The 23,196-nt window shown below is 59.4% G+C and carries 23 protein-coding genes; 6 read left to right on the forward strand and 17 right to left on the reverse strand.

Annotated elements, in window-relative coordinates:
• Window positions 1-5 precede the first annotated feature (5 nt).
• Both GOX66_RS10425 and GOX66_RS10430 read left to right on the forward strand, forming a co-directional pair.
• Entirely contained in the window at window positions 6-1,538 is a 1,533-nt protein-coding gene (locus tag GOX66_RS10425; protein WP_170762302.1) for an ATP-dependent DNA helicase, read from the forward strand.
• Window positions 1,535-2,263 carry an SDR family oxidoreductase gene (locus tag GOX66_RS10430; protein ID WP_170762304.1) on the forward strand — a complete coding sequence of 243 codons (729 nt, stop codon included), beginning with the start codon at window positions 1,535-1,537 and terminating at the stop codon, window positions 2,261-2,263. The genes GOX66_RS10425 and GOX66_RS10430 overlap by 4 nt, the downstream gene beginning before the upstream one ends.
• 3 nt (window positions 2,264-2,266) lie before the next feature.
• Here the strand turns inward: GOX66_RS10430 and GOX66_RS10435 are convergent, their stop codons facing one another.
• The 13 genes from GOX66_RS10435 to GOX66_RS10495 all read right to left on the reverse strand — a co-directional run bounded on the left by GOX66_RS10435 (window position 2,267) and on the right by GOX66_RS10495 (window position 13,324).
• Window positions 2,267-3,034: a TIGR02186 family protein gene (locus tag GOX66_RS10435; RefSeq protein WP_170762306.1), complete on the reverse strand. Its 768-nt coding sequence runs from the start codon at window positions 3,032-3,034 to the stop codon at window positions 2,267-2,269.
• A gap of 2 nt (window positions 3,035-3,036) precedes the next feature.
• A complete protein-coding gene (locus tag GOX66_RS10440) occupies window positions 3,037-3,957 on the reverse strand; it encodes a sulfite exporter TauE/SafE family protein (protein ID WP_170762308.1) in 921 nt (306 codons plus the stop codon).
• Window positions 3,958-4,313: 356 nt separating this feature from the next.
• Complete coding sequence (locus GOX66_RS10445; RefSeq protein ID WP_170762310.1) at window positions 4,314-5,324, reverse strand: ABC transporter permease; 1,011 nt, start codon at window positions 5,322-5,324, stop codon at window positions 4,314-4,316.
• On the reverse strand, window positions 5,324-6,418 hold the full coding sequence (locus GOX66_RS10450) for an ABC transporter permease (RefSeq protein WP_170762312.1): 1,095 nt from the start codon (window positions 6,416-6,418) through the stop codon (window positions 5,324-5,326). The genes GOX66_RS10445 and GOX66_RS10450 overlap by 1 nt, the downstream gene beginning before the upstream one ends.
• A 1-nt stretch (window position 6,419) precedes the next feature.
• Entirely contained in the window at window positions 6,420-7,949 is a 1,530-nt protein-coding gene (locus GOX66_RS10455) for an ABC transporter ATP-binding protein (protein WP_170762314.1), read from the reverse strand.
• An 89-nt stretch (window positions 7,950-8,038) separates the two neighbouring features.
• Window positions 8,039-9,037, reverse strand: coding sequence for a BMP family lipoprotein (locus tag GOX66_RS10460; RefSeq protein ID WP_170762316.1), 999 nt, complete (start codon window positions 9,035-9,037; stop codon window positions 8,039-8,041).
• 159 nt (window positions 9,038-9,196) lie between these two features.
• Window positions 9,197-9,610 (reverse strand): GNAT family N-acetyltransferase, encoded by a 414-nt coding sequence (locus GOX66_RS10465; RefSeq protein WP_170762318.1) that lies wholly within the window; start codon window positions 9,608-9,610, stop codon window positions 9,197-9,199.
• On the reverse strand, window positions 9,607-10,194 hold the full coding sequence (gene tsaB, locus GOX66_RS10470) for a tRNA (adenosine(37)-N6)-threonylcarbamoyltransferase complex dimerization subunit type 1 TsaB (RefSeq protein WP_170762320.1): 588 nt from the start codon (window positions 10,192-10,194) through the stop codon (window positions 9,607-9,609). The genes GOX66_RS10465 and tsaB overlap by 4 nt, the downstream gene beginning before the upstream one ends.
• The gene (locus tag GOX66_RS10475) at window positions 10,184-10,747 is read right to left on the reverse strand and encodes a NifU family protein (RefSeq protein ID WP_170762322.1); all 564 of its coding nucleotides are present in this window, start codon (window positions 10,745-10,747) and stop codon (window positions 10,184-10,186) included. The genes tsaB and GOX66_RS10475 overlap by 11 nt, the downstream gene beginning before the upstream one ends.
• 69 nt (window positions 10,748-10,816) lie before the next feature.
• A complete protein-coding gene (locus GOX66_RS10480) occupies window positions 10,817-11,410 on the reverse strand; it encodes a 2-hydroxychromene-2-carboxylate isomerase (protein ID WP_170762324.1) in 594 nt (197 codons plus the stop codon).
• 9 nt (window positions 11,411-11,419) lie between these two features.
• A complete protein-coding gene (locus tag GOX66_RS10485; protein ID WP_170762326.1) occupies window positions 11,420-11,875 on the reverse strand; it encodes a universal stress protein in 456 nt (151 codons plus the stop codon).
• A gap of 65 nt (window positions 11,876-11,940) precedes the next feature.
• A complete protein-coding gene (locus GOX66_RS10490) occupies window positions 11,941-12,804 on the reverse strand; it encodes a branched-chain amino acid aminotransferase (RefSeq protein WP_170762328.1) in 864 nt (287 codons plus the stop codon).
• Between the two features lie 58 nt (window positions 12,805-12,862).
• Complete coding sequence (locus GOX66_RS10495) at window positions 12,863-13,324, reverse strand: Lrp/AsnC family transcriptional regulator (RefSeq protein WP_170762330.1); 462 nt, start codon at window positions 13,322-13,324, stop codon at window positions 12,863-12,865.
• Between the two features lie 127 nt (window positions 13,325-13,451).
• Between GOX66_RS10495 and GOX66_RS10500 the strand changes: the two genes are divergently transcribed.
• Window positions 13,452-14,501: a Glu/Leu/Phe/Val family dehydrogenase gene (locus tag GOX66_RS10500; protein ID WP_170762332.1), complete on the forward strand. Its 1,050-nt coding sequence runs from the start codon at window positions 13,452-13,454 to the stop codon at window positions 14,499-14,501.
• Window positions 14,502-14,557: 56 nt separating this feature from the next.
• Here the strand turns inward: GOX66_RS10500 and trpS are convergent, their stop codons facing one another.
• Window positions 14,558-15,586: a tryptophan--tRNA ligase gene (trpS, locus tag GOX66_RS10505; RefSeq protein ID WP_170762334.1), complete on the reverse strand. Its 1,029-nt coding sequence runs from the start codon at window positions 15,584-15,586 to the stop codon at window positions 14,558-14,560.
• An 86-nt stretch (window positions 15,587-15,672) separates the two neighbouring features.
• Between trpS and GOX66_RS10510 the strand changes: the two genes are divergently transcribed.
• The gene (locus tag GOX66_RS10510) at window positions 15,673-16,359 is read left to right on the forward strand and encodes a rhomboid family intramembrane serine protease (RefSeq protein WP_170762336.1); all 687 of its coding nucleotides are present in this window, start codon (window positions 15,673-15,675) and stop codon (window positions 16,357-16,359) included.
• Here GOX66_RS10510 and murJ read toward each other — a convergent pair whose 3' ends face one another.
• The 3 genes from murJ to GOX66_RS10525 are packed head-to-tail and all read right to left on the reverse strand — an operon-like array spanning window position 16,360 to window position 21,849.
• On the reverse strand, window positions 16,360-17,901 hold the full coding sequence (gene murJ, locus GOX66_RS10515) for a murein biosynthesis integral membrane protein MurJ (protein WP_170762338.1): 1,542 nt from the start codon (window positions 17,899-17,901) through the stop codon (window positions 16,360-16,362). It abuts the gene before it with no gap.
• Window positions 17,898-20,717, reverse strand: coding sequence for a [protein-PII] uridylyltransferase (locus GOX66_RS10520; protein ID WP_170762340.1), 2,820 nt, complete (start codon window positions 20,715-20,717; stop codon window positions 17,898-17,900). Before GOX66_RS10520 ends, murJ begins: the two co-directional genes overlap by 4 nt.
• The gene (locus tag GOX66_RS10525; protein ID WP_170762342.1) at window positions 20,677-21,849 is read right to left on the reverse strand and encodes a penicillin-binding protein activator; all 1,173 of its coding nucleotides are present in this window, start codon (window positions 21,847-21,849) and stop codon (window positions 20,677-20,679) included. Before GOX66_RS10525 ends, GOX66_RS10520 begins: the two co-directional genes overlap by 41 nt.
• A gap of 88 nt (window positions 21,850-21,937) precedes the next feature.
• On the opposite strand from GOX66_RS10525, the gene rsmI reads away from it, so the two are divergent.
• Window positions 21,938-22,795: a 16S rRNA (cytidine(1402)-2'-O)-methyltransferase gene (rsmI, locus tag GOX66_RS10530; RefSeq protein ID WP_170762343.1), complete on the forward strand. Its 858-nt coding sequence runs from the start codon at window positions 21,938-21,940 to the stop codon at window positions 22,793-22,795.
• Window position 22,796: 1 nt separating this feature from the next.
• Window positions 22,797-23,168: a YraN family protein gene (locus GOX66_RS10535; protein WP_170762345.1), complete on the forward strand. Its 372-nt coding sequence runs from the start codon at window positions 22,797-22,799 to the stop codon at window positions 23,166-23,168.
• Window positions 23,169-23,196 lie beyond the last annotated feature (28 nt).

Genomic DNA, 23,196 nt, shown 5'->3' on the forward strand with positions numbered 1-23,196 from the left:
GCGCCATGTCTTTGCCCCCAGTGACCTTTTCCGACGATCAGGCCGCCGCCTATGACAGCATCGCCGAGATGCTGGGATCCGCCGGTGTTGACCTGGATGACGACGCTCTGCTGAAACTGCCGGGTGCCGGAAAATCCGGCGTTATGGCGGTGATCGGCAAGGCGGGGTCAGGGAAAACCCTGCTTCTGGCCGAGCTTTACAAAGCACTGGCCGAAACCGGTGTTCAGATCGTGTCCGGCGATTTCGAAAGCCGTAAGGCACGAGAGAAGCGCAGCCTTGCCATTCTTGCGCCCACCAACAAGGCCGCCAGCGTATTGCGCTTGCGCGGCGTCCCGGCAACTACGATCCACCGTATCCTTTACACGCCGGTTTACGACCCGGAATATGAGCGGATCGCCGAATGGCTCGCTGGCAACGACGAACGCCCCGAGATCGAGGGCCTGACCGACGAAGCGCTGGACCGAGCGGCGGCTTTCTATGAGAACAACAAGTCCATTCCAGGTGCCTTGGCGGCTGCAGGATTGCGCGGGTCGGACTTCATCACTGGCTGGAAACGACGGGAAGAGCCGCTGGACATAGGGTTCGTCGATGAAGCCTCGATGCTGGACGACCGGCAGTTCGAGGACCTGCAAGAGATTTTCCCGACACTGCTGCTGTTCGGAGACCCGGCGCAGCTGGCCCCGGTCAATCAATCCGGCAGTATGGTGTTTGACAGCTTGCCAGAGCCACGCAAACAGATCCTGCACCGGGTTCACCGGCAGGATGCGGACAACCCAATTCTGGACCTTGCTCATGCGCTTGCGGACCCTCAGATGGGGTTCGAGGATTTTGAGCGTCTCGTCGAACAGACCGCCCGGCAGGATGATCGCGTGATCTGGGGGCAACGGGTCGAGGTCGATCTGATGGCCCGCAGCCCGGTTCTGGTTTGGCGCAACGCCACCCGCATTCGCCTGATTCAGGCGTTCCGGAACGTTCACGGTGCGCCGGATACCGAGCTTCTGGAAGGTGAGCCGCTGATCTGTGACGGCCTTGAACTGCCGCTGAAGCACCGCAAGAAACGGCTGGATCTTGAGGCGCGCGGCCTGATCAAGGGCGCTCAGGTTATTTATCTTGGGCCAGGTCGTAAACCGGGGTTTTCGCGCCTGCATGTGATGGGAGCCGAAGACCCGCAGGTCAGCGCCGCGTCCATCGTCAAGATCGAAAAACCGGATGAGGAAGAACCCTTTATTCCGTACGCCGCGCGAATGGGGGCGACCTTCCTGCACGGCGCGGCGGTGACCATTCACAAGGCACAGGGCTCGCAATGGGACACGGTGCAGGCCTTTGCTCCGGACATTTACGCCGCTGCCAGAATGGGCCGGACCGAGGCTGGCCAGCCGTTGTGGAAACGGCTGGCCTATGTGGCCATCACCCGCGCGCAGGAGCGGCTGATCTGGGTGGTGCGCAACCGCCTGGCCAAACCCACCCACCCGCTGCGCGTGGATGACCTGCGTGCCATCCCCGCAGCGTCGCTGACATTGGAGGCGGAAGTGACATGACATCCATCATCGTAACCGGTGCAAGCTCGGGCATTGGACGTGCCACGGCCGAACTCTTCCTCGCCGAGGGCTGGACGGTCGGCTTGCTGGCCCGCAGCGCGGACGTATTGAACCAAATGGCGTCCGCGCATGAAAACGCTGTGCCTCTGGTCGCGGATGTGACCAATGCCGAGGCGGTCCAGACAGCGTTCAGGATTTTTCAGGATGCGGCAGGTCGGTTGGACGTTCTCTTTAACAATGCGGGTATTTTCGCACCGGGCGGCACCATTGACGAGATCGCGCTGGACGACTGGTACCGAAGCGTCAACGTGAACCTGAATGGCATGTTCCTGTGCGCCCGCGAAGCCTTTCGGATCATGCGGCACCAGTCGCCGCAGGGCGGGCGCATCATCAATAACGGCTCGATCGCTGCACATGTGCCGCGCCCGAACTCGGTGCATTATTCGGCGACGAAACATGCCATCACTGGCTTGACCCGAAGCCTGTCACTGGACGGGCGGGGTTTTGGGATCGCCTGTGGTCAGATCGATATCGGCAATGCCCGCACGCAGATGGTGCAAGGGCTAGTGGATGCTGCGATCGAAGCCGGGCAAGAGCCAGACCCGACCATGGCTGTTGAAGATGCCGCACGGTCGGTTCTGCATATGGCGAAGCTGCCGCCCGAGGCCAATGTTCAGTTCATGACCGTTTTGGCCACCACGATGCCCTATATCGGCCGGGGATAAGGCTCAGTTTTCACGCAGCAGCCGGAATGCTGTCGACGCACCCCAACCTGCGGCAATGGCAATCACCAGCGACATCAACCCATACCAGACCGGCTGCTGACGGGACATGTTGAACAGGAACCGCTCAAGGCCCACTTTGCGCACGTCGATGGTTGTTTCGAATTGCGAGATGACTTCTTTGCCGCGGGTTAAGAAGATGCGCGCCCGATAATCGCCTTCGGTCAGATCGGCCGGCATTTCGATCGAGGTGCGGAACAGGGTTTGTTCGTCTACCGCGACGGTGTTTTCGCGGATCGAGTACAGGCCCTCATCCTCGCGGATTCGTATTACGGCATCTGCGAAGTCCTGCGCGCCCCGGATGTGCATGGCCGCACCGACCGAGCGGATGGCGCGCTCGATAGATATCCTGTAGCGCAGGTCTTCGGTATCCGAGAGAATATCATCCAGCGGTGCGCTGGTTGCAACGGCGTAAAAACTGGGGGCAAGGTCCACCAGAACACTGTCCGTGTTTACCCAGATACCCAGCCTCCGCTCCTTGCGCCGGACCATCACGGGGCTGGAGGGCCCGGCAACGGCTACGATCACTTCAAGTGGCGGGCCGGAAGGGATAGGGGTTTCTCGTTTGACAGCGCCAAAGATCAGGATTTCCGAACCATCGAAAGTGGCGGTAATGGCGACCCGGTCCTGACTGAGGCCGAGAACAACCTGCTCATCTACAGCAAGGGCGGGGGTGCAGCACAAGATTAACAGGGCGGTCAGGCGTTTCAGCATGATCAGTGCCCCCCTTCGCTACCAAGCGAAAAGAGCTCGGACGGTTCGATCAACAGGTCCAACGCCAGCTTGCCACAAACTACAAGAACCAGGGCCGCCAACAGTACCCGCAATTGTTCAGCAGGCATCCGCGAGCCGATCACCGTTCCGATTTGAGCGCCGACGACGCCGCCAACCAATAACAGAACGGCCAGCACAATATCGACCGTATAGTTCGTGGTCGCGTGCAGCATGGTGGTAAAGGCGGTTACGAAGATGATCTGGAACAGCGACGTGCCGACAACGACCTTGGTGGGCATGCCAAGGAGGTAGATCATCGCAGGGACCATGATGAACCCGCCGCCGACGCCCATGATTGCGGACAGAACACCGACGCACAGACCCACCAGCATTGGCGGAATGACCGAGATATACAGGCCTGACGTGCGAAAGCGCATCTTGAACGGCATTGCGTGGACCCAACCGCGCTGACGTCTCGCTGCGGGTGCGCCGCCGCCCTTTTTGGATTTGCGCAGCGCGTTCAGGCTTTCAATGAACATCAGGCTGCCTACAACGCCAAGGAAGACGACGTAACACAGCGTAACCAGAAGATCGACTTGACCGAGGCTTTTGAGGTAGTTGAACACCACCACCCCAAGCGCAGCGCCAATTAACCCTCCGGTCAACAGGACCGTGCCCATTCTGAGGTCCACGGTCCTTCGTCGGAAATGGGCCAGCACGCCTGAAAACGAGGATGCAACGATCTGATTGGCTTCGGTTGCCACGGCGACGGCTGGTGGGATGCCGATGAAGAACAACAGTGGCGTCATCAGGAACCCGCCGCCAACGCCGAACATGCCTGAAAGGATACCGACCATCCCGCCCAATCCCAACAGCAGAAAGGCATTGACGGAGACTTCGGCGATAGGAAGGTAAATCTGCATGTTGAATTACCGGATGAGTCCAGACGTATCACGCAACGTGACCCGACCTGTCCCAAAACACTGTAGTGAGGCTTTAATGCGGTGCGTACGGGCTGTGCCCTGCGGCCACACGGCGAATATCGGCCTGCCCAGCGGGTCGTTCACCGCGCTTTCTGCAGTCTGATTTGGCTGAGTGAAAATTCGCGCCTCGCTCCCGAGGCGTTCATATGCTTCCGTCACCCTGGCGAGGGTCGCTCCGAGGTTGGCTATCATTGGAAACACATGCATACCCCCTTAGAACGGTTGCGGCATGCAAAATCAACTCTGCATGCCGCTCTGCAGCGAACAGGACTGAAATCAGCCCGAAACTGGACTTATCAACGTTCCTTCACATAAGGCTCGCCACCGGCTCGCGGCGGGATGGCTTTGCCCACGAACCCGGCCAGAATGACGACGGTCAGGATATAGGGCAGGGCGTCCATGACCTGCACCGGGATGACCACGCCGCCCAGATCGATGTTCTGGAACCGCAGGGCAATCGCCTGAAGCAGACCGAACAGCAGGCAGGCCCACATCGCGTGCCACGGCCGCCATTTCGCGAAGATCAGCGCAGCCAGCGCGATGAACCCGCGCCCGGCGGTCATGTCCTTGACGAACCCGGCTTGCAACGCAGTCGCCAGATAAGCGCCAGCAATGCCGCAGAGTACGCCACAGATGGCAACAGCAGCATAGCGCAGACCGACAACTGAAACGCCGGCAGTATCCACCGCCGCAGGGTTTTCCCCCACGGCTCGTAGGCGCAGACCGAAACGGGTACGGAACAGAACCCACCAGGTTGCCGGAACCATCAGGAATGCGATGTAAACAAGGATCGAATGCCCGGACAGCAGCTCAGAATAGATAAGGTGCAGAGCATTCGCGTCGGACATCAGGTCTGAAACGGAACGCCCGGTCAACTCGGCATCATCGGGGCCGATCGCATATGGGAACTCTGCGGATTCGAACCGCCCGCCGCCAAACAGCGAAGGGGTTCGGCCTCCCTGCTTGAACCAGCTTTGGGCGATCAGAACCGTCATACCGGCCGCAAGAAAGTTGATTGCCACGCCCGAGATTAATTGGTTGCCCCGGAAGGTGATCGAGGCCAGCCCGTGCAGCCCCGACAGGATGAGTGACGACGCGATCCCGGCCAGCAAGCCCAGCCACACGGATCCGGTGACTGCGGCAACCGCCGCCGAAAAGAAGGCGGCCATCAGCATCTTGCCCTCGAGCCCGATGTCGAAAATGCCCGCTCGTTCAGAGTAGAGCCCCGCCAGACAGGCCAGCAGCAGCGGTGTCGCCAGGCGGATGGTCGAGTCGAGGACCTGGATGAGTGTAACGAAAAACTCCATCACTCTGCCCCCTTCCGCAGACCCAGGAACAGTTTCTCAAGCGGCATCCGAACCATATTGTCCAGCGCCCCGGTGAACAGGATCACCAGTGCCTGAATGACGACGATCAACTCGCGTGGGATCGATGTCCAGAGTGCCAGTTCCGCACCGCCCTGATAGAGGAAGCCGAACAGGATCGCCGCCAGGAACACGCCGAATGGATGTGAGCGGCCCATCAGCGCCACGGCGATCCCGATGAACCCGGCACCCTCGGTCGAGTTGAGAACCAGCCGTTCCGCCTCACCCATCACGTTGTTGATGGCCATCAGACCGGCCAAGGCGCCCGAAATGAGCATGGCAATGATAGTGATGCGGACCGGAGAAATCCCGGCATAGACCGCGCCGGTCTCGGAATGTCCATAGGCGCGAATTTCATAGCCCAGCCGGGTGCGCCAAATAAGCGCCCAGACGACAACGCAGGCAAGCAGCGCCACAAAGAACGAGATATTGGCGGGCGCCCCACGGAACACAACGTTTTCTGCGGTCGAAAACATCGACTGGAACGTTGGCAGATGCACCGCCTCGGGAAAGCGGGCCGTTGCCGGATCTTGCGACCCCTGAGGGCGCATCACGTTGACGAGCATGTAGTTCAGGAAAGCGGCCGCGATAAAGTTGAACATGATCGTGGTGATCACGATATGGCTGCCGCGCTTGGCCTGCAGATAAGCCGGGATAGCGGCCCATGCCGCGCCGAACAGCATTGAGGCCGCGCAGGCGCCCAACAAGGCGATGCTCCAGTGCGGCCAAGGCACGTAGAGGCAGACCATTGCGACACCAAGACCGCCCAGCATCGCCTGACCTTCACCACCGATGTTGAACAGCCGGGCATGGAATGCCACGGCAACCGCCAGCCCGGTGAACATGAAATTGGTCGCGTAGTAGAGCGTATACCCCCAGCCATAGGTTGATCCCAACGCGCCGGTGACCATCAGATTCACCGCCTCGACCGGATTTTCACCAATGGCGAGGATGACAAGCGCCGAAAGAATTGCGGCCAGTATCAGACTGATCAGCGGGATCAGGACGACATCGGCCCATTTGGGCATTTTTTCCATGTTACGCCGCCTCTCCCGCAACACCGGCCATCAGCAGGCCCAGTTCTTTTTCATCTGTCTCATGGGGCAGACGCTCGCCCATGATATGTCCGTCAAACATCACCGCGATCCGGTCCGAAAGCGAGAAAATCTCTTCCAGCTCGACCGAGACCAGCAGGATCGCCTTGCCCTGGTCGCGTAGCGCGACGATCTGCTTGTGAATGAACTCGATCGCGCCGATATCCACACCACGGGTCGGCTGTCCAACCAGCAGCAGGTCTGGGTTGCGCTCGATCTCGCGGGCCACAACGATTTTCTGCTGGTTACCGCCCGAGAAACTCTTGGCCGCTAGCCAGCCATCCGGCGGGCGCACGTCGAATTTCTCCATCTTGGCTTCGGTGTCGGCGCGCAGGGCGGCGTTGTCCATGAAAATGCCGCGCTTGTAGGCCGGATCACGGTGATAGCCGAAGGCTACGTTTTCCCAGGCGTGGAAATCCATGATCAGGCCTTCACGCTGCCGGTCTTCGGGCACATGCGCGATGTGTTGCGCGCGTCTTGCCTGCCCGTCCGACCCTGCGCCGTTAAGTGCCAAAGGTGTACCGTTCAGTTTGATCGACCCCAATCCGGGGCGCATCCCGCCCAGAACTTCGAGCAATTCTGACTGGCCATTGCCTGCAACACCGGCGATGCCGACAATTTCGCCGGCGCGGACACTTAGGTCGATGCCTTTGACGCGCTCAACGCCCGCGGTGTCAAAGACCTGCAGTTTTTCGATTTCCAATATGGGCTTGCCGGGCTGGGCCGGAACCTTGTCGACCTGCAGCAGAACTTTGCGGCCCACCATCAGTTCGGCCAGTTCCTCGGGGCTGGTTTCGGCGGTTTTGACCGTTGCCGTCATCTGGCCGCGCCGCATGACTGACACGGTGTCGGTGTTCTCCATGATCTCGCGCAGTTTGTGGGTGATCACGATGATCGTTTTCCCCTCGGCCCTCAGACGGTCGAGGATGCGGAACAGCTGGTCGGCCTCAGAGGGCGTCAGCACACCGGTGGGTTCGTCCAGAATCAGAATCTCGGCCCGGCGATACAACGCCTTGAGGATTTCAACGCGCTGCTGCGCTCCAACACCGATTTCATCGATGCGTTTGTCCGGATCGACGAACAGCTCATATTCTTCCTCGAGTTCTTTCAGTTCCTTTCGTGCCTTGGCCAGAGACGGAGCCAGCAGTCCGCCATCCTCGGCGCCCAGAACGATATTTTCCAGAACAGTGAAATTCTCGACCAGTTTGAAATGCTGGAACACCATTCCGATCCCGGCGGCGATCGCCGCCTGACTGTCGGGGATGTCGGTCTTGGAACCGTTGATCCAGATTTCACCTTTATCGGCTTTGTAAAAGCCGTAGAGAATGCTCATCAGCGTGGATTTGCCCGCACCGTTTTCACCGATGATCCCGTGGATCGTGCCGGGGGCGACGCTGATGGAAATGTCTTTGTTGGCCTGAACCGGCCCAAAGGCTTTGGAAATCCCTTTGAGCTCAATGGCGGGGACGGTCATGTCTTGTCCTCAATTGCCGAAGGGCCGCTGATGCAAATAGCGGCAGAATGGAGGCAGGGCGGGAGGCATTCCCCCCGTCCCACGCGATATCAGAACTGCAGCGCCGGGCAGCTGTCGCTCTCGTAATAACTGACGACAGAGACGTTGCCGTCGATGATGTCCTGACGCGCCTTGTCGACTGCAGATTTCATGTCGTCCGAGATCAGAGCGGCGTTGTTGTCATCCATGGCAACACCCACGCCTTCTTCGGCCAGACCCATGGCAAATACACCTGTCTCAAGGTCTTCACCGCCACTCATCGCGTCGTAAACCGCGACGTCCACGCGTTTCAGCATCGAGGTCAGAACCTTGCCCGGATGCAGGTGGTTCTGGTTGCTGTCGACGCCGATCGACAGGATGCCTTCGTCGGCTGCGGTCTGCAGAACGCCAACACCGGTACCGCCAGCGGCCGCATAAATCACGTCAGCGCCCTGGCTGATCTGCGCCTTGGTCAGTTCCGAACCCTTCACCGGGTCGTTCCAGGCAGCCGGAGTGGTGCCGGTCATGTTGGCGACCACGTTGATGTCCGGGTTCACCGCCTTGGCGCCCTGCGCGTAGCCGCAGCCAAAGTGGCGGATCAGCGGGATGTCCATGCCACCGATGAAGCCGACGGTGCCCGACTCGGACGCCATCGCGGCCATCATGCCGACCAGATAAGACCCTTCGTGCTCGGCAAAGCTGACCTGACGGATGTTGGGTGCGTCCAGCCAGTTCACGTCAACTGCGACGAACTTGGTGTCCGGATAATCGCCCGCAACGGCGGACAATGGATCGGCCATTGCAAAACCCATGGTGATGATCGGGTTGGCGCCCGCTTCTGCAAAGCGGCGCAGGGCCTGCTCGCGCTGTGCTTCGGACTGAAGCTCGATCTCACGGTAGGTGCCGCCGGTCTCGTCGGCCCAACGTTGTGCGCCATTATGCGCGGCTTCGTTGAACGACTTGTCGAACTTGCCGCCCAGATCGAAGATCAGGGCCGGCTCGGCCATGGCCGCACCTGCCGTCAGTGCGACAGCGGCGGCAGCGCCCATCAAGGATTTCATCAGGGTCATTTCATACTCCCGTTTGTTATTGTCGGTCGGGGCCAAGATAGCCCCGTTTACCCACTGTGAGCGAGCATAACTGTTGTGATGGCGGGAATTAAGGCTGTTTGCAACAGCCGTGGTCAACAGATTTTTGACCAAATGGTTGAAAAAATTTGGCGTCCGACCTCAGATCAAGCTCAATTCCATGATGATTGCGTCTGTTTTCCGATATTTTTCAATTGCATAGTAGTTCTTGCGCACGCCGCAGGGTGTATATCCGCAGCGTTCGTAAAGGGCGATGGCCGGATGGTTGCTTTCCGCAACGTCCAGAAAAGCGCGGGTAGCGCCCAGACTTTTGGCCTTAGCATGCCAACTCCACATGCATTGTCTCGCCAAACCCTGTCTCTGAACACTGGGATGGGTTGCGATTGTCAGCAGTTCAGCTTCATCCGCGACGACCTTAAACAGGGCAAAAGACTGAGCGTGCCCAACAACATGTGTGAATCTATTGCTCAGAAGATCAGCGAATTCTCCCACCGACCATGGGCGGGACTGAGTGAATGCGGCCGCGTGCGTATCGGCAAGGTCCTGAGGTGTCATCCGTCCAGCAATACCGGGGGCGTGTCTTTGGACGGGGCCGCATCGGCAGGCCGAACATAAAGCGGCGCGGGTGGCGTGCTTGTCGTTTGCCATCTTTTCCCTGCCAGTCGTGCGATGGCGCGCACCTGTGCATCCGGGTCATCGTTCAGGATCAGGGGGCTCAGTGATTCTGCCTCCTCTTGTTCGATCAGCACCCGCCCTTGGTTGGGCAGAGAGATATAGACCTGCCCGCGCGGTGCGCGGATTGCCGGGAGGCCCTGCTGCATCGTTTCCGCCAATGCTTCAAAACCGGATATGCCAACGGCCGGAACTCCAAGCCCCAGAGCCAGACCGCGCGCGGCAGAGACCGAGATGCGGATGCCGGTGAAATTCCCCGGCCCAATCCCGACGCCGATTGCCGACAGGTCTTTCCAGGAGTGCCCCTTGCCTGCAAGCACTTCTTCGAGCATGGGCATCAATCGCTCAGCCTGACCACGGGACATGGGTTCGACTCGCGATGCGATGATCTGATCGCCACGTAACAAAGCGGCCGCGCAATGCGCGGCCGATGTGTCAAATGCCAGAATGATCGGATCAGACGGCAACGGGGCGAACCTCGGTTACTTCGGGAATGTAGTGGCGCAGCAGGTTCTCGATCCCCATTTTCAGCGTCAGGGTTGAGGATGGGCAGCCCGCGCAAGCCCCCTGCATGTGCAGATAAACGACGCCGCGGTCGAAGCCGTGGAAAGTGATGTCGCCGCCATCCTGCGCCACTGCAGGGCGCACACGGCTGTCCAGCAGGTCCTTGATCTGGTTGACGATTTCCGCATCCTCGCCGGTATGTTCCGCGTGCCCCGAGGCAGTTGCGGCATCCGCACCCATGACAGGCTGGCCGGACTGGTAATGCTCCATCACGGCGCCCAGAATTGCGGGTTTGATATGATCCCACTGCACGTCGTCAGATTTGGTGACGGTCACGAAGTCATTGCCAAAGAAAACGCCGGTCACGCCGGTCACTGCAAAAATGCGCTGGGCCAGAGGCGATTTCTCCCCTGCTTCCGGTGTCGGGAAATCGGCAGTGCCCGCCTCCAGAACGGTCTGGCCGGGCAGGAATTTCAGCGTCGCGGGGTTAGGCGTGGATTCGGTCTGGATGAACATAGCGCGGCTCCGTTTCAGTTGCCCTTGATATGCGGGTCCGCGCCGGGGAAGTCAAGATTTGGAACCATTCTAAATTTCGGCCGCCAGCTTTACAGCCTCATCAAGCCTGTCGTCCCCCCAGAACAATTCATCGCCCACCAGAAAGCTGGGTGCCCCGAAAACCCCCTTGGCCTGTGCAATCTTCGTCTGTTCGATCAGGGCCGCCTTGATCGCGGGATCCTGGCACCGGGTAAGCGTTGCGGCCGGTAAGCTGGCTTGTGACAGGCAATTGATCAGCACTCTGTCGTCCGAGATATTCAGGCCATCAACGAACTCGGCGGCATAAACGGCGCGCACAAAGGCTGCCCTTTGCGCCTGGGCTTCAATCGTCAACGTCAGCCGTGCAGCCTTCAGGCCATTCTGAGGAAAAGGATCGGGCCTGGTGAAGGGCAGGTCGCGCTGGGCCGACAACCGCTCCATATCACGCCACATATAGCGCCCCTTAGCTGGGTATATATTGAACGGGGAATTGTCCCAGCCTTGCTCCGCAAAAATCGGGCCAAGCAAAAAGGGGTGCCATTCGATGGTGATCCCGTTCTGCGCAGCCAGTCCTTCGATTCGCATCGCGCTGAGATAGGAATATGTCGACGCGAATTCGAACCAGAACTGGAGGCTGCGTTGCATGGCGGTGCCTTAGGTGATTTCTTCCAGCTTTTCCTTGCTCAGATCGCCGGGCACGATTGTGATCGGAATCGGCAGACTGCCCGAGTTCTTTGTCAGCTGCGTCACCAGCGGCCCCGGCCCTTTCTTTTCGACACCGGCACCCAACACCAGCACCCCGATCTCGGTATCTGACTGAACATGTTCGATGATCTGCGGGACAGGGTCGCCTTCGCGAATTGCAAGCTCGGGTTCAATACCCTGCTTGTCACGCATCCACTTGGCAAACACTTCGAAATGGGCATGGATACGCTCGCGTGCCTCTTCCCGCATCACTTCGGCCACACCGATCCAGTGGTTGAATTCATCCGGTGGGATGACTGACAGGATCGTCACACCGCCACCGGTATGTGCTGCGCGCATGGCGGCAAAGCGCATCGCGTTCAGGCATTCGCGACTGTCATCCAGGACGACTAAGAACTTGCGCATGGAGTGTCCTCATTCATTTCGGGAGATCATGCCCGACCAATTGCGTGCTGGCAACCAGAGGGTGACTAGCCGTTGCTGGCTGCCCAGTCCCAATACAATTCGCGCGCACGGCGCGCCACTGGCCCGACCTGGTACTGTGTGTCCTCCAGCGCGGTGACCGGGGTGATTTTATTCATGTTGCCGGTCATGAAAACCTCGTCCGCTTTGTGGAAATCGTCAAAACTGAGTATAGCCTCATGCACAGTCACACCGTCGGCGCGCAGGTTTTCGATATGGCGCGCCCGGGTGATTCCGGCCAGGAAGGTGCCGTTCGGGGTCGGCGTAAAGACCTCTCCGTCACGGACCATGAAGATATTGGCGGTTGCGGTTTCGGCCACATGGCCCAGAGCATCGGCCACCAAAGCGTTCGAGAACCCTCTGGAGCGGGCCTCCTGCAACATCCGGGCATTGTTAGGATAAAGGCAACCGGCCTTGGCGTTTACAACGGCAGATTCCAGAACCGGACGGCGGAATCGGGTCAAGCCCAGCGTGACGGAGGCGGTTTCGGGGGCCATCGGAATCTCTTCCAGGCAAATGGCAAAGCCGGTACTGTTTTCCTGCGGTACAATGGCAGTCGCGTCGCCGTCGATGCCCCAGTACATCGGGCGGATATAGACGGCTGCATCTGATGCATAGGCGCTCAGCCCTTCGCGAACGATTTCGACCATATGCTCGGTTGTTACCGTCGGGGTCAGCATCAGCGCCTTGGCCGAGCGGTTGGTGCGGGCGCAGTGGGCCTCGAGATCAGGTGCCAGCCCATTGAAATACCGCGCACCGTCAAAAACGGATGATCCCAGCCAGGCACCATGATCGGCCGCCCGCATGATCGGGGCGTCCCCGTCATGCCACTGACCATCGAAATAGGTGCGGATATTTTTGCCGACAGCCATGTCGCCCTCCTTGCATTCGGACGAAACCTAGGTGGCAGTCGCATCGGCGTCCAGAGGGTTATCCCATGAACAATGGAATTACATCGCGCTTGACCATGGTGCGTAAAGCAAAATTCGATCGCAGATTCCGAATGCCGGGAATTTTCATCAGCCGGTTTTCAAGAAAGGCATCAAAAGCCCTGAGATCCTGCGCCACCACGCGCAGCAAAATGTCGCGTGAGCCGGTCATAAGATAGCATTCCATGACTTCATCGCAGCGCCGAATAGCTTTTTCAAAGGCATCGATGGCATTTCGATCCTGCTTTTCCAATTCGACCGACACAAAAATGGTTACACCAAAGCCAAGTAATTCTGGATCAACCTGAGCGGCGTAGCCCGTGATAACGCCTTTACGCTGCAGCCGGTCCAACCTGCGTGCACAGGGCGTCGGTGACAACCCTACAAGTTCCGCTAGGTCGATAACTGTCATTCGGCCATCTTTTTGCAAGGCGCGAACGATTTTCCGGTCGATATGGTCCATGGTGAATTTCTCCAGTGTTTTGCTGCATATTAGCGTAAAGCTCCAAATTTCTTCACTACAAAGGCGCTCATTGGCGAAAAACGTTCTCGCAGACGTGGCAAAATTCTTGCGGCTATTGGAGGAACCTATGGAAATCACCCCAGTTGACGTGCCGGAACATGAGCGCGTGATTGAATTCAAAGACGCGAAGCTTGGTCTCTTGGGCTATGTCGCGATTCATTCAACGCAATTGGGACCAGCGGCAGGCGGGGTTCGTATGCGCCCCTACGACCATCCCGCTGAGGCGCTGAATGACGCGCTTCGCCTTTCGCGTGGGATGACATTCAAGAACGCAGCCGCAGATCTGCCGCTGGGTGGCGGCAAGGCTGTGATCGTCGGCGATCCGGCCACTGACAAAACTCCGGCGTTGTTGCAAGCCTTTGGGCGGGTGGTTCAACAGCTGGAGGGCCAATACTGGACGGCTGAAGATATGGGGATGACCCCGGCCGACATGGCACAGATTGGTACCGAGACCGCATATGTGGCCGGGTTGTCCGATGGGGATTATGCAAGTGGCGACCCTTCTCCGATCACGGCGCGAGGCATTTACAACGCGATCCGCGTGGTCGCCGCGCATCGCTTCGGCTGTGCCGCGTTAAAAGGCTGGACCGTAGCGGTACAGGGGCTTGGCAATGTCGGATGGCATTTGTGTCGCCTGTTGCATGACGACGGGGCCAAGCTGATCGTCACAGATATCAATCCCGAACAAATAGCCCGGGCCGTGGAAAGGTTTTCCGCAAAAGCTGTCGAGACGAACGAAATCTACGCGGTGGAGGCCGACATATTTGCGCCCTGCGCGATCGGCGGCATTCTCAACGAGGTCAGCATTCCGCAATTGAAGGTGGCTGCAGTCGCGGGCGGGGCGAACAATCAACTCGCGACCGATGCGGATGCAGATCGGTTGCACGCGCGCGGCATCCTCTACGCCCCTGATTTTGTTGCCAATGGGGGTGGTATCGTGAACGTCGCCACCGAAATTTTGCAGGTCGAGGACCGCGAGGCCTGGGTGGGCCTCAGGCTGCGGTCGATGGAGAACACAATGGACCGTATTCTGACCCGCGCGCGGGCTGAGTCGGTCAGCCCGCACAAAGTGGCGGCATCGATTGTTCAGGAACTGCTACAGCCCCGGGCCGCATAGATCCATTCAAGTGAGAAACGCCGCTCAAGCGAGAGCGGTGTTTCCTGAGAGTAGGATCAGGCTTTGCCCGCGCCGACCATACCCACGATTTCGTAGGTTTGCTGCAGGATCGGCGCCGCAATCGCCCGTGCCTTTTCCGCACCACGGGCCAGAATCCGGTCAATCTCGGCCTCTTCGCCCATCAGACGCGCCATCTCGGACGAGATCGGAGACAGTTTCGCAACGGCCAGTTCGGCCAGCATCGGCTTGAATTCTCCGAACTGCTTGCCACCCACGTCGGCCAGAACCTGTTCGACCGTCTGGTCATTCAGCGCGGCGTAAATGTTCACCAGATTGCGCGCCTCGGGGCGGTCTTCGAGACCACCGGTTTCCGAGGGCAGGGCATCCGGGTCCGTCTTGGCCTTGCGGATCTTCCTGGCGATGGTGTCGGCATCGTCGGTCATGTTGATGCGGCTCATGTCCGACGGGTCGGACTTGGACATCTTCTTCGACCCATCGCGCAGGCTCATGACGCGGGTCGCCGCGCCTTCGATCACCGGTTCGGTGATCGGGAAGAAATCGACACCGAAATCTTTGTTGAATTTGATCGCAATGTCGCGGGTCAGTTCCAGATGCTGTTTCTGGTCATCGCCCACAGGCACATGGGTCGCGTGATAGGTCAGGATGTCGGCCGCCATCAGCGACGGGTAGGCAAACAGCCCCAGCGAGGCGTTCTGCTGGTTCTTTCCCGCCTTGTCTTTCCACTGGGTCATCCTTTGCATCCAGCCCATTCGGGCGACGCAGTTGAATACCCACGCCAACTGAGCGTGTTCGGGAACCTGACTTTGGTTGAACAGGATCGACCGTTCGGGGTCGATTCCAGCGGCGATGAAACCTGCGCACAATTCGCGGGTTGAGTGCGCCAGTTCTTTGGGGTCCTGCCAGACGGTGATCGCGTGAAGATCGACCATGCAATAGACCGTCTCCATGTCTGGTCCCTGCATATCCACAAAACGCTTCAGCGCACCCAGATAGTTGCCAAGGTGCAGGTTTCCCGAAGGCTGGATGCCGGAAAACACGCGTGGTGTGAACTGGGTCTCGGTCATCGAAGGGAACTCCCGTCTGGAAAAATCAGCCCCCGTCGCTTACCCATGAGGCCACGGGACGTCAACAGCCGCGAAAGGCAAGCCCAATGAGCAGTGAGAATTATACACCCGCCGTGAACCCTCTGCCGCCCGTCGTGGTGGCGTTGGTGTTGTTCATCATGGGGATCGAGCTGATCTTTACCCTCGGCACGCGCGGGATTGTTGGCGGCCCATCGGCTGTGGGGTGGCGGTTGGATGCTTTGCAGAGCTATGCATTCTCGCCAGATATCTTCGACTGGATGATGCAGAACGGGCGTTGGCCGTTCGAGCATGTCATTCGGTTCGTGACCTATCCGTTTGTATCGGGCTCATTCACGCAAGCTATTTTTGTCTGTGTCTTTGTGTTGGCTATGGGCAAGATGGTCGCCGAGGTTTTTGGCGGATTGCAGATGCTGGTGATCTTTGTGCTGTCTGGCGTCGGCGGAGCACTGGCCTACGCGCTGCTGCTGGACCCAAACTATCCGCTGGTCGGAGGATTCCCTCCGGTCTATGGCCTGATCGGAGCGTTCACGTGGCTGCTGTGGCACAAACTGTCTCTGGTCGGCGAAAACCAGTCGCGGGCCTTCAGCCTGATCGCGATCCTTATGGGTATCCAGCTTGTGTTTGGCCTGCTCTTTGGAGGGACGTCCGACTGGGTGGCCGATCTGGGCGGGTTTGCCACCGGGTTTGGGCTGTCCTTTTTTCTGGCACCAGGCGGTTGGGCACGGATTGTCGGACGTATTCGCCGCGACTGATTACGACCGGCGCAGGGCCTTCCTGAATTCGGATACTTCAAACGCCCCGAGCAGGTGCCCCAGGAAGAAATAAGTAGCGGCCGCAACCTTGATCAGAAGGATCAGGGCCAGATAGCGCCATCCGGACATTTGGAACGCCCAGCCAAACAGGTGAATGGCGGCATACAGGACGATTCCCATCCCCAGCGAGGCCACCACGATACGCCACGCCCTGCGTTTGAACCGGTCGTCAAACCGTGCCTCTTCACCCATACGCCGTGCGCCGATGATCAACAGTCCGACCATAGCCCAGCCCGCGGCCGAGGCCGCAATGGCGGGCGCAATCCATCCCACCAGCGGATAGAGGCCGAAAGCCAGCCCGGCATTTACGATCATGGCCACCACCGCATAATGGAACGGAGACTGCGTGTCTTCACGCGCAAAAAACAGCGGTTGCAGCAGTTTTTGCAGCATGAAGGCTGGCAGGCCGATACCATAGATAGCCACGGCCAGCGCGGTAGACGCCGTATCCTCGGCACCGAACTGACCACGTTCAAATAGCACTGAGACCAGCGGGTTGGGCAGAACCACAAACGCCACGGTCGAAGGGATGGTCAGTAACAGCGTGAATTCACCGGCGCGGGAAAACGCGTTGCGGGCGCCGTCTTTGTCGCCTGCGCGCAGCCGACGTGACAGATCGGGCAGCAGAACGATGCCGACGGCAATTCCGACCACGCCCAAAGGCAGTTGGTACAGCCGGTCTGCGGCGAACAGCCAACTGACTGCTTTTTCGGTTTTTGAAGCCACCAATTGGCCAACCACAAGATTTACCTGCGTCACGCCCATCGCCAGCGCAGCAGGGACAGCGATGCGGACCATACGGCGCATTTCGGGGCTGAGTTTCGGCAGGCCGGGGCGGATGCGATATCCTGCTCGCTCGGTTGCGACCCAGACCAGCGCCAGCTGTGCCACGCCGGCCAGCGGGATGACAGTGATCAGCCATCGGATTACCTCGCCCCCTGCTGCGGCCCCGGCGATCAGGGCTGTGCAGGCGAAGATGTTCAGCAGAACGGGCGCGGCGGCTGCGGCGGCAAAGCGTCCGGTGGCGTTCAGAACGCCGGAAAACAGCGCTGCCAATGACATGAACAGAATGTAGGGGAACACGACGTAGCCGTAATCAACCGCCAGATCGAACCGTTCGTCGCCATAGAACCCCTCAGCAGTGATCCAGACCAGCGCCGGCATGAACACCATCGCCAGACCGACCAGAGCCAGTACGGCCACCGCCAACAGATTGAATGCGTCCTGCGCGAAGCCTTCCGCGTTTTCCTCGCCCTCCACCCGTTTGGAAAACATCGGCACAAAGGCGGCATTGAACGCGCCCTCGGCGAAGAAGCGCCGGAACATGTTGGGCAGGCGGAAGGCGGCAACAAAGGCATCCATCACCGGCCCTGGCCCGATATAGGCGGTCAGCAGGATTTCCCGCAGAAAGCCTAGTATCCGGCTGGTCAGAGTCCAGAAACCGACCGTGAACAGGCCTGAAAACAGCCGGATCTGCTTCATGACGCTGCGCGCTTTGCGCCTTCGGTGATAGCCTTGCGCAGCTTGGTCTCAAGCGTGCGCTGCTTGCTTTCCGAATGGTATTTCAGTCCGAACATGTCCTTGACATAGAAGGTGTCGACCACCTGTTCCCCGTAGGTCGCAATCACCGCGTTGGCGATGTAGACATTCGCCGCGGCCAATGTGCGGGTAAGATCATAGAGCAACCCTGGCCGGTCGCGTGTGTCGACCTCGATGATCGTGTAGATCTCGGACCCTTCATTGTCGAAGATGATATGGGTTGGCACGTTGAAAGCGCGTTCGCGTTTCTTGATCTTGTCGCGCGATTTCAGGGCGTCCCGCGCCACGACCTCACCCTTCAGCGTCTTGTGGATCATCTGCGTCAGGCGGGGCAGGCGGCTGGCTTCGAATGGGTGGCCTTCGGCGTCCTGTATCCAGAAGGCATCGGTCACATAACCGTCCTTGGTGGTGTAACTGCGCGCATCGACCACGTTGGCCCCGACCAGCGCCAGCGCCCCGGCGATACGGGCAAAGATGCCCGGGTGGTCGGCCATGGCAAAGCAGGCGCGGGTCGCGTCGCGGTCTTCGTCCGGGTGCAGGCGAATCTCCATCGCTCCGGCATCGCCGTTTCGGTCCAGTTCCTGCAACATCTCGGCAAACTCGACGTGTGTCGCGATGTTCAGGCCTTGCCAGTAGGGATCATAATGGCGGCCCGTTTCGGTTTTCAGATCGGCCTTGGACCACTCCGCCAGTTCCGCACGCAGTGCTTTTTTGGCCTCGACACCACGGTTGGCCCGGTTGAGGTCCTCCATCCCGGTCTCAAGCGCACGTTTGGTTTCGGCGTGCAGGGCACGAAGCAAGGTGGCCTTCCAGTTGTTCCACGTGTCCGGCCCCACACCGCGAATGTCGCAGACCGTCAGAACCGTCAGCAGGTCCAGACGTTTGACCGTTTTCACTGCCTTGGCAAAATCGCGCACCGTGCGCGGGTCAGAGATATCGCGTTTCTGCGCCATATCCGACATCAGCAGGTGGTAGCGCACCAGCCATTCCACAGTTTCGGTATCCGACTTGTTCAGCCCCAGACGGGGCGAAACCTTGCGGGCGATCTGCGCGCCCAGGATCGAGTGATCCTCGGGCCTCCCCTTGGCAATGTCATGGAGCAACAGCGCGACATACAGAACCTTGCGATTCACACCGCCTTTCAGGATCGACGACGCCAGCGGCAAGGACTCCACCAGCTCACCGCGTTCGATCTGGGCCAGGTTGACGATGCACTGGATGGTGTGCTCGTCCACCGTGTAGCTGTGGTACATATTGAACTGCATCATCGCCACGATGTGCTCGAATTCTGGCAGAAAGGCCGACAGGACGCCCAGTTCGTTCATCCGACGCAGGGCGCGTTCGGGATTACCGTGTTTCAGCATCAGATCAAGAAAGATGCGCCGCGCTTCCTTGTTTTCGCGCATGTCGTCGTCGATCAGGTTCAGGTTGGCACTGACCAGCCGCATCGCGTCCGGGTGGATCAGCATGCCAGTGCGCAGCCCCTCTTCGAACAGACGCAGCAGGTTCACTTTGTCAGCGAGAAACTTGTCGGGATCGGCCACATCCAGCCGGCCGTGTACGACCTTGTAACCTGCCTTGACCCGCGGGCGGCGGCGGAAGATGCGCTCTAGCAGCGGAGCGCCCTTCATATGAGACGCTTCCAGTTTGGTCAGAAAGATGCGGGTCACTTCGCCAACGCGGGTAGCTTCGCGGAAATAGCGTTGCATGAAGACTTCGACTGCACGGCGCCCGGCCCGGTCCTCGTACCCCATCCGTTCGGCCACTTCGACTTGTAGGTCAAAGGTCAGCTGTTCGGTCGCGCGTCCTGTCACCAGATGCAGATGAGATCGGACTGCCCAGAGAAAATCTTCGGCTTGTACAAAGGTGTTGAATTCGTCTGGAGTGAACAAGCCCAGCGGCACCAGTTCGGCCACGTCCTGAACGCCATAAATATATTTGGCGATCCAATAGAGCGATTGCAGATCGCGCAGCCCGCCCTTGCCCTCTTTGACGTTGGGCTCAACCATATAACGTTGGCCCTGCTTAAGGTGGCGCGCATCGCGCTCCTGCAGCTTGGCTTCGATGAATTGCCGCTCGCTGCCTTTGAACAGATCGGCCTTCAGGCGGGATTCCAGTTCGGCTGCCAGGTCGGTGTCACCGGCCAGATAACGTTGTTCCAGCATTGCGGTGCGGATGGTGAAATCATCCGCACCCAAACGCAGACAATCCTTGATGGTGCGGGACGAATGACCAACCTTCAGCCGCAGATCCCACAGGATATAGAGCATAGATTCGATCACGCTCTCGGCCCAGGCGGTGATCTTGTAGGGGGTCAGGAACAGCAGGTCGACGTCAGAGGACGGCGCCATTTCTCCACGCCCATAGCCTCCGACCGCCAACACCGCGATCTTTTCCCCCTGTGTTGGCGTGGCCAGAGGGTGCAGGACTTCGCTGGACACCTGCAGGGCGGTACAGACCAACCCGTCCGTCAGGTAGGTGTAGGAATGGGTCAGCGGACGTGCGTCAAAGGGCCGTTTGGAAAAGGCATCCGCAATGACCTGACGCCCGGCTTTCTGGGCATCACGCAGAACCCGCACGGTTTCGTTGCGCCGTGTGGCATTGTCCGAGGTCTTGTCGAAGGCCTCCGACAGCTGCGCCATGACGGCGGCGTTGTCGAATATATCATCGGCCGGGCATATCAGCTCGCCTTTGGGGGCCAGCGTCAGGGCCGGTCGATCAGAAACCGGCACCGGAGAAGCTTTGTGGGGCAGGGTCAATCACTACTACCTGTTTATTCTGGATCGTGGCCACGGCCAGACCGCGTTCATTCGTACCGTTCGAGCGCAGGCGGAAGATGCCGCCAACACCCTGGAACCCGGCGTTCTGCGTCAGGGCCGAAGCCGTCAGCGCATCGGACTTGCCCTGACTGACCAATGCGGCGATTGCGGCAATTCCGTCATAGGCCAGGCCACTGATAGGATGAGGCGCTTCGCCGTAGGTGTTGTTGTATCGCTGGCGGTACGCCTGCGCCTTGGATGGATCCGGCAGAGCGAACCAACCACCCTGTACGCCGGGCAGCTCAAGAGTTTGCGCCGGGATATCCCAACGCGTCAGGCCGATGAACTGCGTTGTCGCGGGGGAAATGCCCGCCTCGGGCAGCAACTGAGAATATAGTGGCAATGCCCCCGCTGTTGTCGCAGTCAGGAACAGAGAATTCGCGCCGGACGCATCGACAGTGGCTTTGATCGTCGGAACCGAATTGATAACGCCTTGCTGAGACCTATCATACCCAACTGTACCGGCGTTGCTCACTCGGCTGCTGCTCAGCGCGGTCGCGATGGCCGACTGCCCAAGTTGCCCCGCAGCATCGTTGCTGTGGACAATGACCATCCCGGTCTTGCCCTGTGATCCGGCAAAGTTGACCAGTCGGTTGGCAGTATTGTCAAATGTAGGGCCAAGCACGAAAACATTGCCACCGGCAATGCTGGTATTGTTTGAGAATGACAATACGTTGACGTTGTCGCTCAGTACCGCAAGTCCGGCAGAGTTTGCCGCCTGCGCATAGACCGGCCCCAGAATGATCTTTGCACCGTCTGCCACCGCCTGCTGCGCAACCGCCGCTGCTGTGTTTGAATTGCCTTGCGTATCGTAAACGCGAAGATCAATCTGAACATTCTGCAGATCGGACATGGCCAGACGGGCCGCGTTTTCCAGGCTCCGCGCCAGTGCGGCGTCTCCCGAATTTGCCGATCCCGCTGGCACCAGCAGGGCGACAGGTACGGGTTTGGAGGTGTTGATCGACGGCCCTCCGCCGAGGCCACCTGGCTCACAAGCGGCCAGAAACGCAGCGGTGGCCAGTGCGGCGACGGATTTCGCCAGTTTGCGAACGGGCTTGCAAACGGTAAACATCTAAATGAAAACTCCCTGTCCCAGCGGCTTGGGGCACCGCCAATCTGTTAGGCCGCAATAATAAACGTCACGCTGTGAGGGTCCAGCTTTGAATTTCCAAAAAGTCAGATTGGGCGCCGGCCTGTATTTTGTTGCCACTCCGATCGGCACGGCACGCGATATCACGCTCAGGGCGCTGGACGTGCTGGCCTCGGCCGACGTCGTCGCTGCCGAAGACACGCGCAGCCTGCGGCGCCTGATGGAGATTCACGGTGTTCCACTCGATGGACGGCGCATCCTGGCCTACCACGACCATAGCGGTGCAGGCGCGCGCGGGAAAATTCTGGATGCGCTGCAAGAGGGCAAAACAGTGGCCTACGCGTCCGAGGCCGGAATGCCTCTGATCGCCGATCCGGGCTATGATCTGGGACGGCAGGCGGCGGAGGCCGGACATATGGTGACCTGCGCTCCGGGCCCGTCCGCGGCGCTGATGGCGCTGACGCTGTCGGGGTTGCCGACGGACGCCTTCTTTTTTGCTGGTTTTTTACCCAACGCGTCCGGCGCGCGGCGGTCCCGAATCGAGGCGCTGCGCGATGTGCCGGGCACGCTGGTCTTCTACGAGTCGCCGAAACGCGTCGCGGCCTGCCTGTCTGATTTGGCTGAGGTATTGGGCGAGGACCGCCAAGCCGCGATGTGTCGCGAACTAACCAAGAAATTCGAAGAGGTTCGGCGCGGACCCTTGGGGGCACTGGCCGCTGATTTGAAAGGGCAGACCGTCAAAGGTGAAATTGTTCTGCTTGTGGACCGGGGGCATTCGGAAACTGTTAACGATTCTGACATAGAAGAGGCATTGAAACGGGCACTGGAAACCCATTCGGTCAAGGACGCGGCGAATCTGGTTTCAGAAATGTACAAGTTACCGCGCCGCCCGATTTACCAGAAGGCTCTGAAACTGGGAAAGGGATGACATGGTCGCGCGATCCGTTCGAAGTTCGGTTTCTTATCGCGCCGGACAGGCAGCGGAACAACAAGTCGCGGCCGAGTATGAGCGGCGCGGACTTACCATCGCGCACCATCGCTGGCGCGGCGCGGGTGGAGAGATAGACCTGATTGCCCGAAATGGGGATGGGGTTGTTTTCATAGAGGTCAAGAAAAGCAGAAGTTTTGATACTGCCGCGGCCCGGATCACCCGTCGTCAGATGGACCGGATCTGTGCCTCTGCAGCGCAATTTCTTGAAACGGAGCCGGGCGGGCAACTGACCAATGTGCGATTTGACTCCGCGCTGGTGGATGCGTCCGGCGCTGTCCAAATCATCGAAAACGCTTTCGGTCAGGTCTGATCCCCATTGAACCCCTGGCTCTGCTGGG

The sequence above is a fragment of the Ruegeria lacuscaerulensis genome (assembly GCF_013031245.1).
GTDB lineage: Bacteria > Pseudomonadota > Alphaproteobacteria > Rhodobacterales > Rhodobacteraceae > Ruegeria > Ruegeria lacuscaerulensis_C.

Coding starts and splice junctions, on each gene's coding strand:
- GOX66_RS10425 (WP_170762302.1), top strand. CDS start 6: ATGTCTTTGCCCCCAGTGACCTTTTCCGACGATCAGGCCGCCGCCTAT.
- GOX66_RS10430 (WP_170762304.1), top strand. CDS start 1,535: ATGACATCCATCATCGTAACCGGTGCAAGCTCGGGCATTGGACGTGCC.
- GOX66_RS10435 (WP_170762306.1), bottom strand. CDS start 3,034: ATGCTGAAACGCCTGACCGCCCTGTTAATCTTGTGCTGCACCCCCGCC.
- GOX66_RS10440 (WP_170762308.1), bottom strand. CDS start 3,957: ATGCAGATTTACCTTCCTATCGCCGAAGTCTCCGTCAATGCCTTTCTG.
- GOX66_RS10445 (WP_170762310.1), bottom strand. CDS start 5,324: ATGGAGTTTTTCGTTACACTCATCCAGGTCCTCGACTCGACCATCCGC.
- GOX66_RS10450 (WP_170762312.1), bottom strand. CDS start 6,418: ATGGAAAAAATGCCCAAATGGGCCGATGTCGTCCTGATCCCGCTGATC.
- GOX66_RS10455 (WP_170762314.1), bottom strand. CDS start 7,949: ATGACCGTCCCCGCCATTGAGCTCAAAGGGATTTCCAAAGCCTTTGGG.
- GOX66_RS10460 (WP_170762316.1), bottom strand. CDS start 9,037: ATGACCCTGATGAAATCCTTGATGGGCGCTGCCGCCGCTGTCGCACTG.
- GOX66_RS10465 (WP_170762318.1), bottom strand. CDS start 9,610: ATGACACCTCAGGACCTTGCCGATACGCACGCGGCCGCATTCACTCAG.
- GOX66_RS10475 (WP_170762322.1), bottom strand. CDS start 10,747: ATGTTCATCCAGACCGAATCCACGCCTAACCCCGCGACGCTGAAATTC.
- GOX66_RS10480 (WP_170762324.1), bottom strand. CDS start 11,410: ATGCAACGCAGCCTCCAGTTCTGGTTCGAATTCGCGTCGACATATTCC.
- GOX66_RS10485 (WP_170762326.1), bottom strand. CDS start 11,875: ATGCGCAAGTTCTTAGTCGTCCTGGATGACAGTCGCGAATGCCTGAAC.
- GOX66_RS10490 (WP_170762328.1), bottom strand. CDS start 12,804: ATGGCTGTCGGCAAAAATATCCGCACCTATTTCGATGGTCAGTGGCAT.
- GOX66_RS10495 (WP_170762330.1), bottom strand. CDS start 13,324: ATGGACCATATCGACCGGAAAATCGTTCGCGCCTTGCAAAAAGATGGC.
- GOX66_RS10500 (WP_170762332.1), top strand. CDS start 13,452: ATGGAAATCACCCCAGTTGACGTGCCGGAACATGAGCGCGTGATTGAA.
- trpS (WP_170762334.1), bottom strand. CDS start 15,586: ATGACCGAGACCCAGTTCACACCACGCGTGTTTTCCGGCATCCAGCCT.
- GOX66_RS10510 (WP_170762336.1), top strand. CDS start 15,673: ATGAGCAGTGAGAATTATACACCCGCCGTGAACCCTCTGCCGCCCGTC.
- murJ (WP_170762338.1), bottom strand. CDS start 17,901: ATGAAGCAGATCCGGCTGTTTTCAGGCCTGTTCACGGTCGGTTTCTGG.
- GOX66_RS10525 (WP_170762342.1), bottom strand. CDS start 21,849: ATGTTTACCGTTTGCAAGCCCGTTCGCAAACTGGCGAAATCCGTCGCC.
- GOX66_RS10535 (WP_170762345.1), top strand. CDS start 22,797: ATGGTCGCGCGATCCGTTCGAAGTTCGGTTTCTTATCGCGCCGGACAG.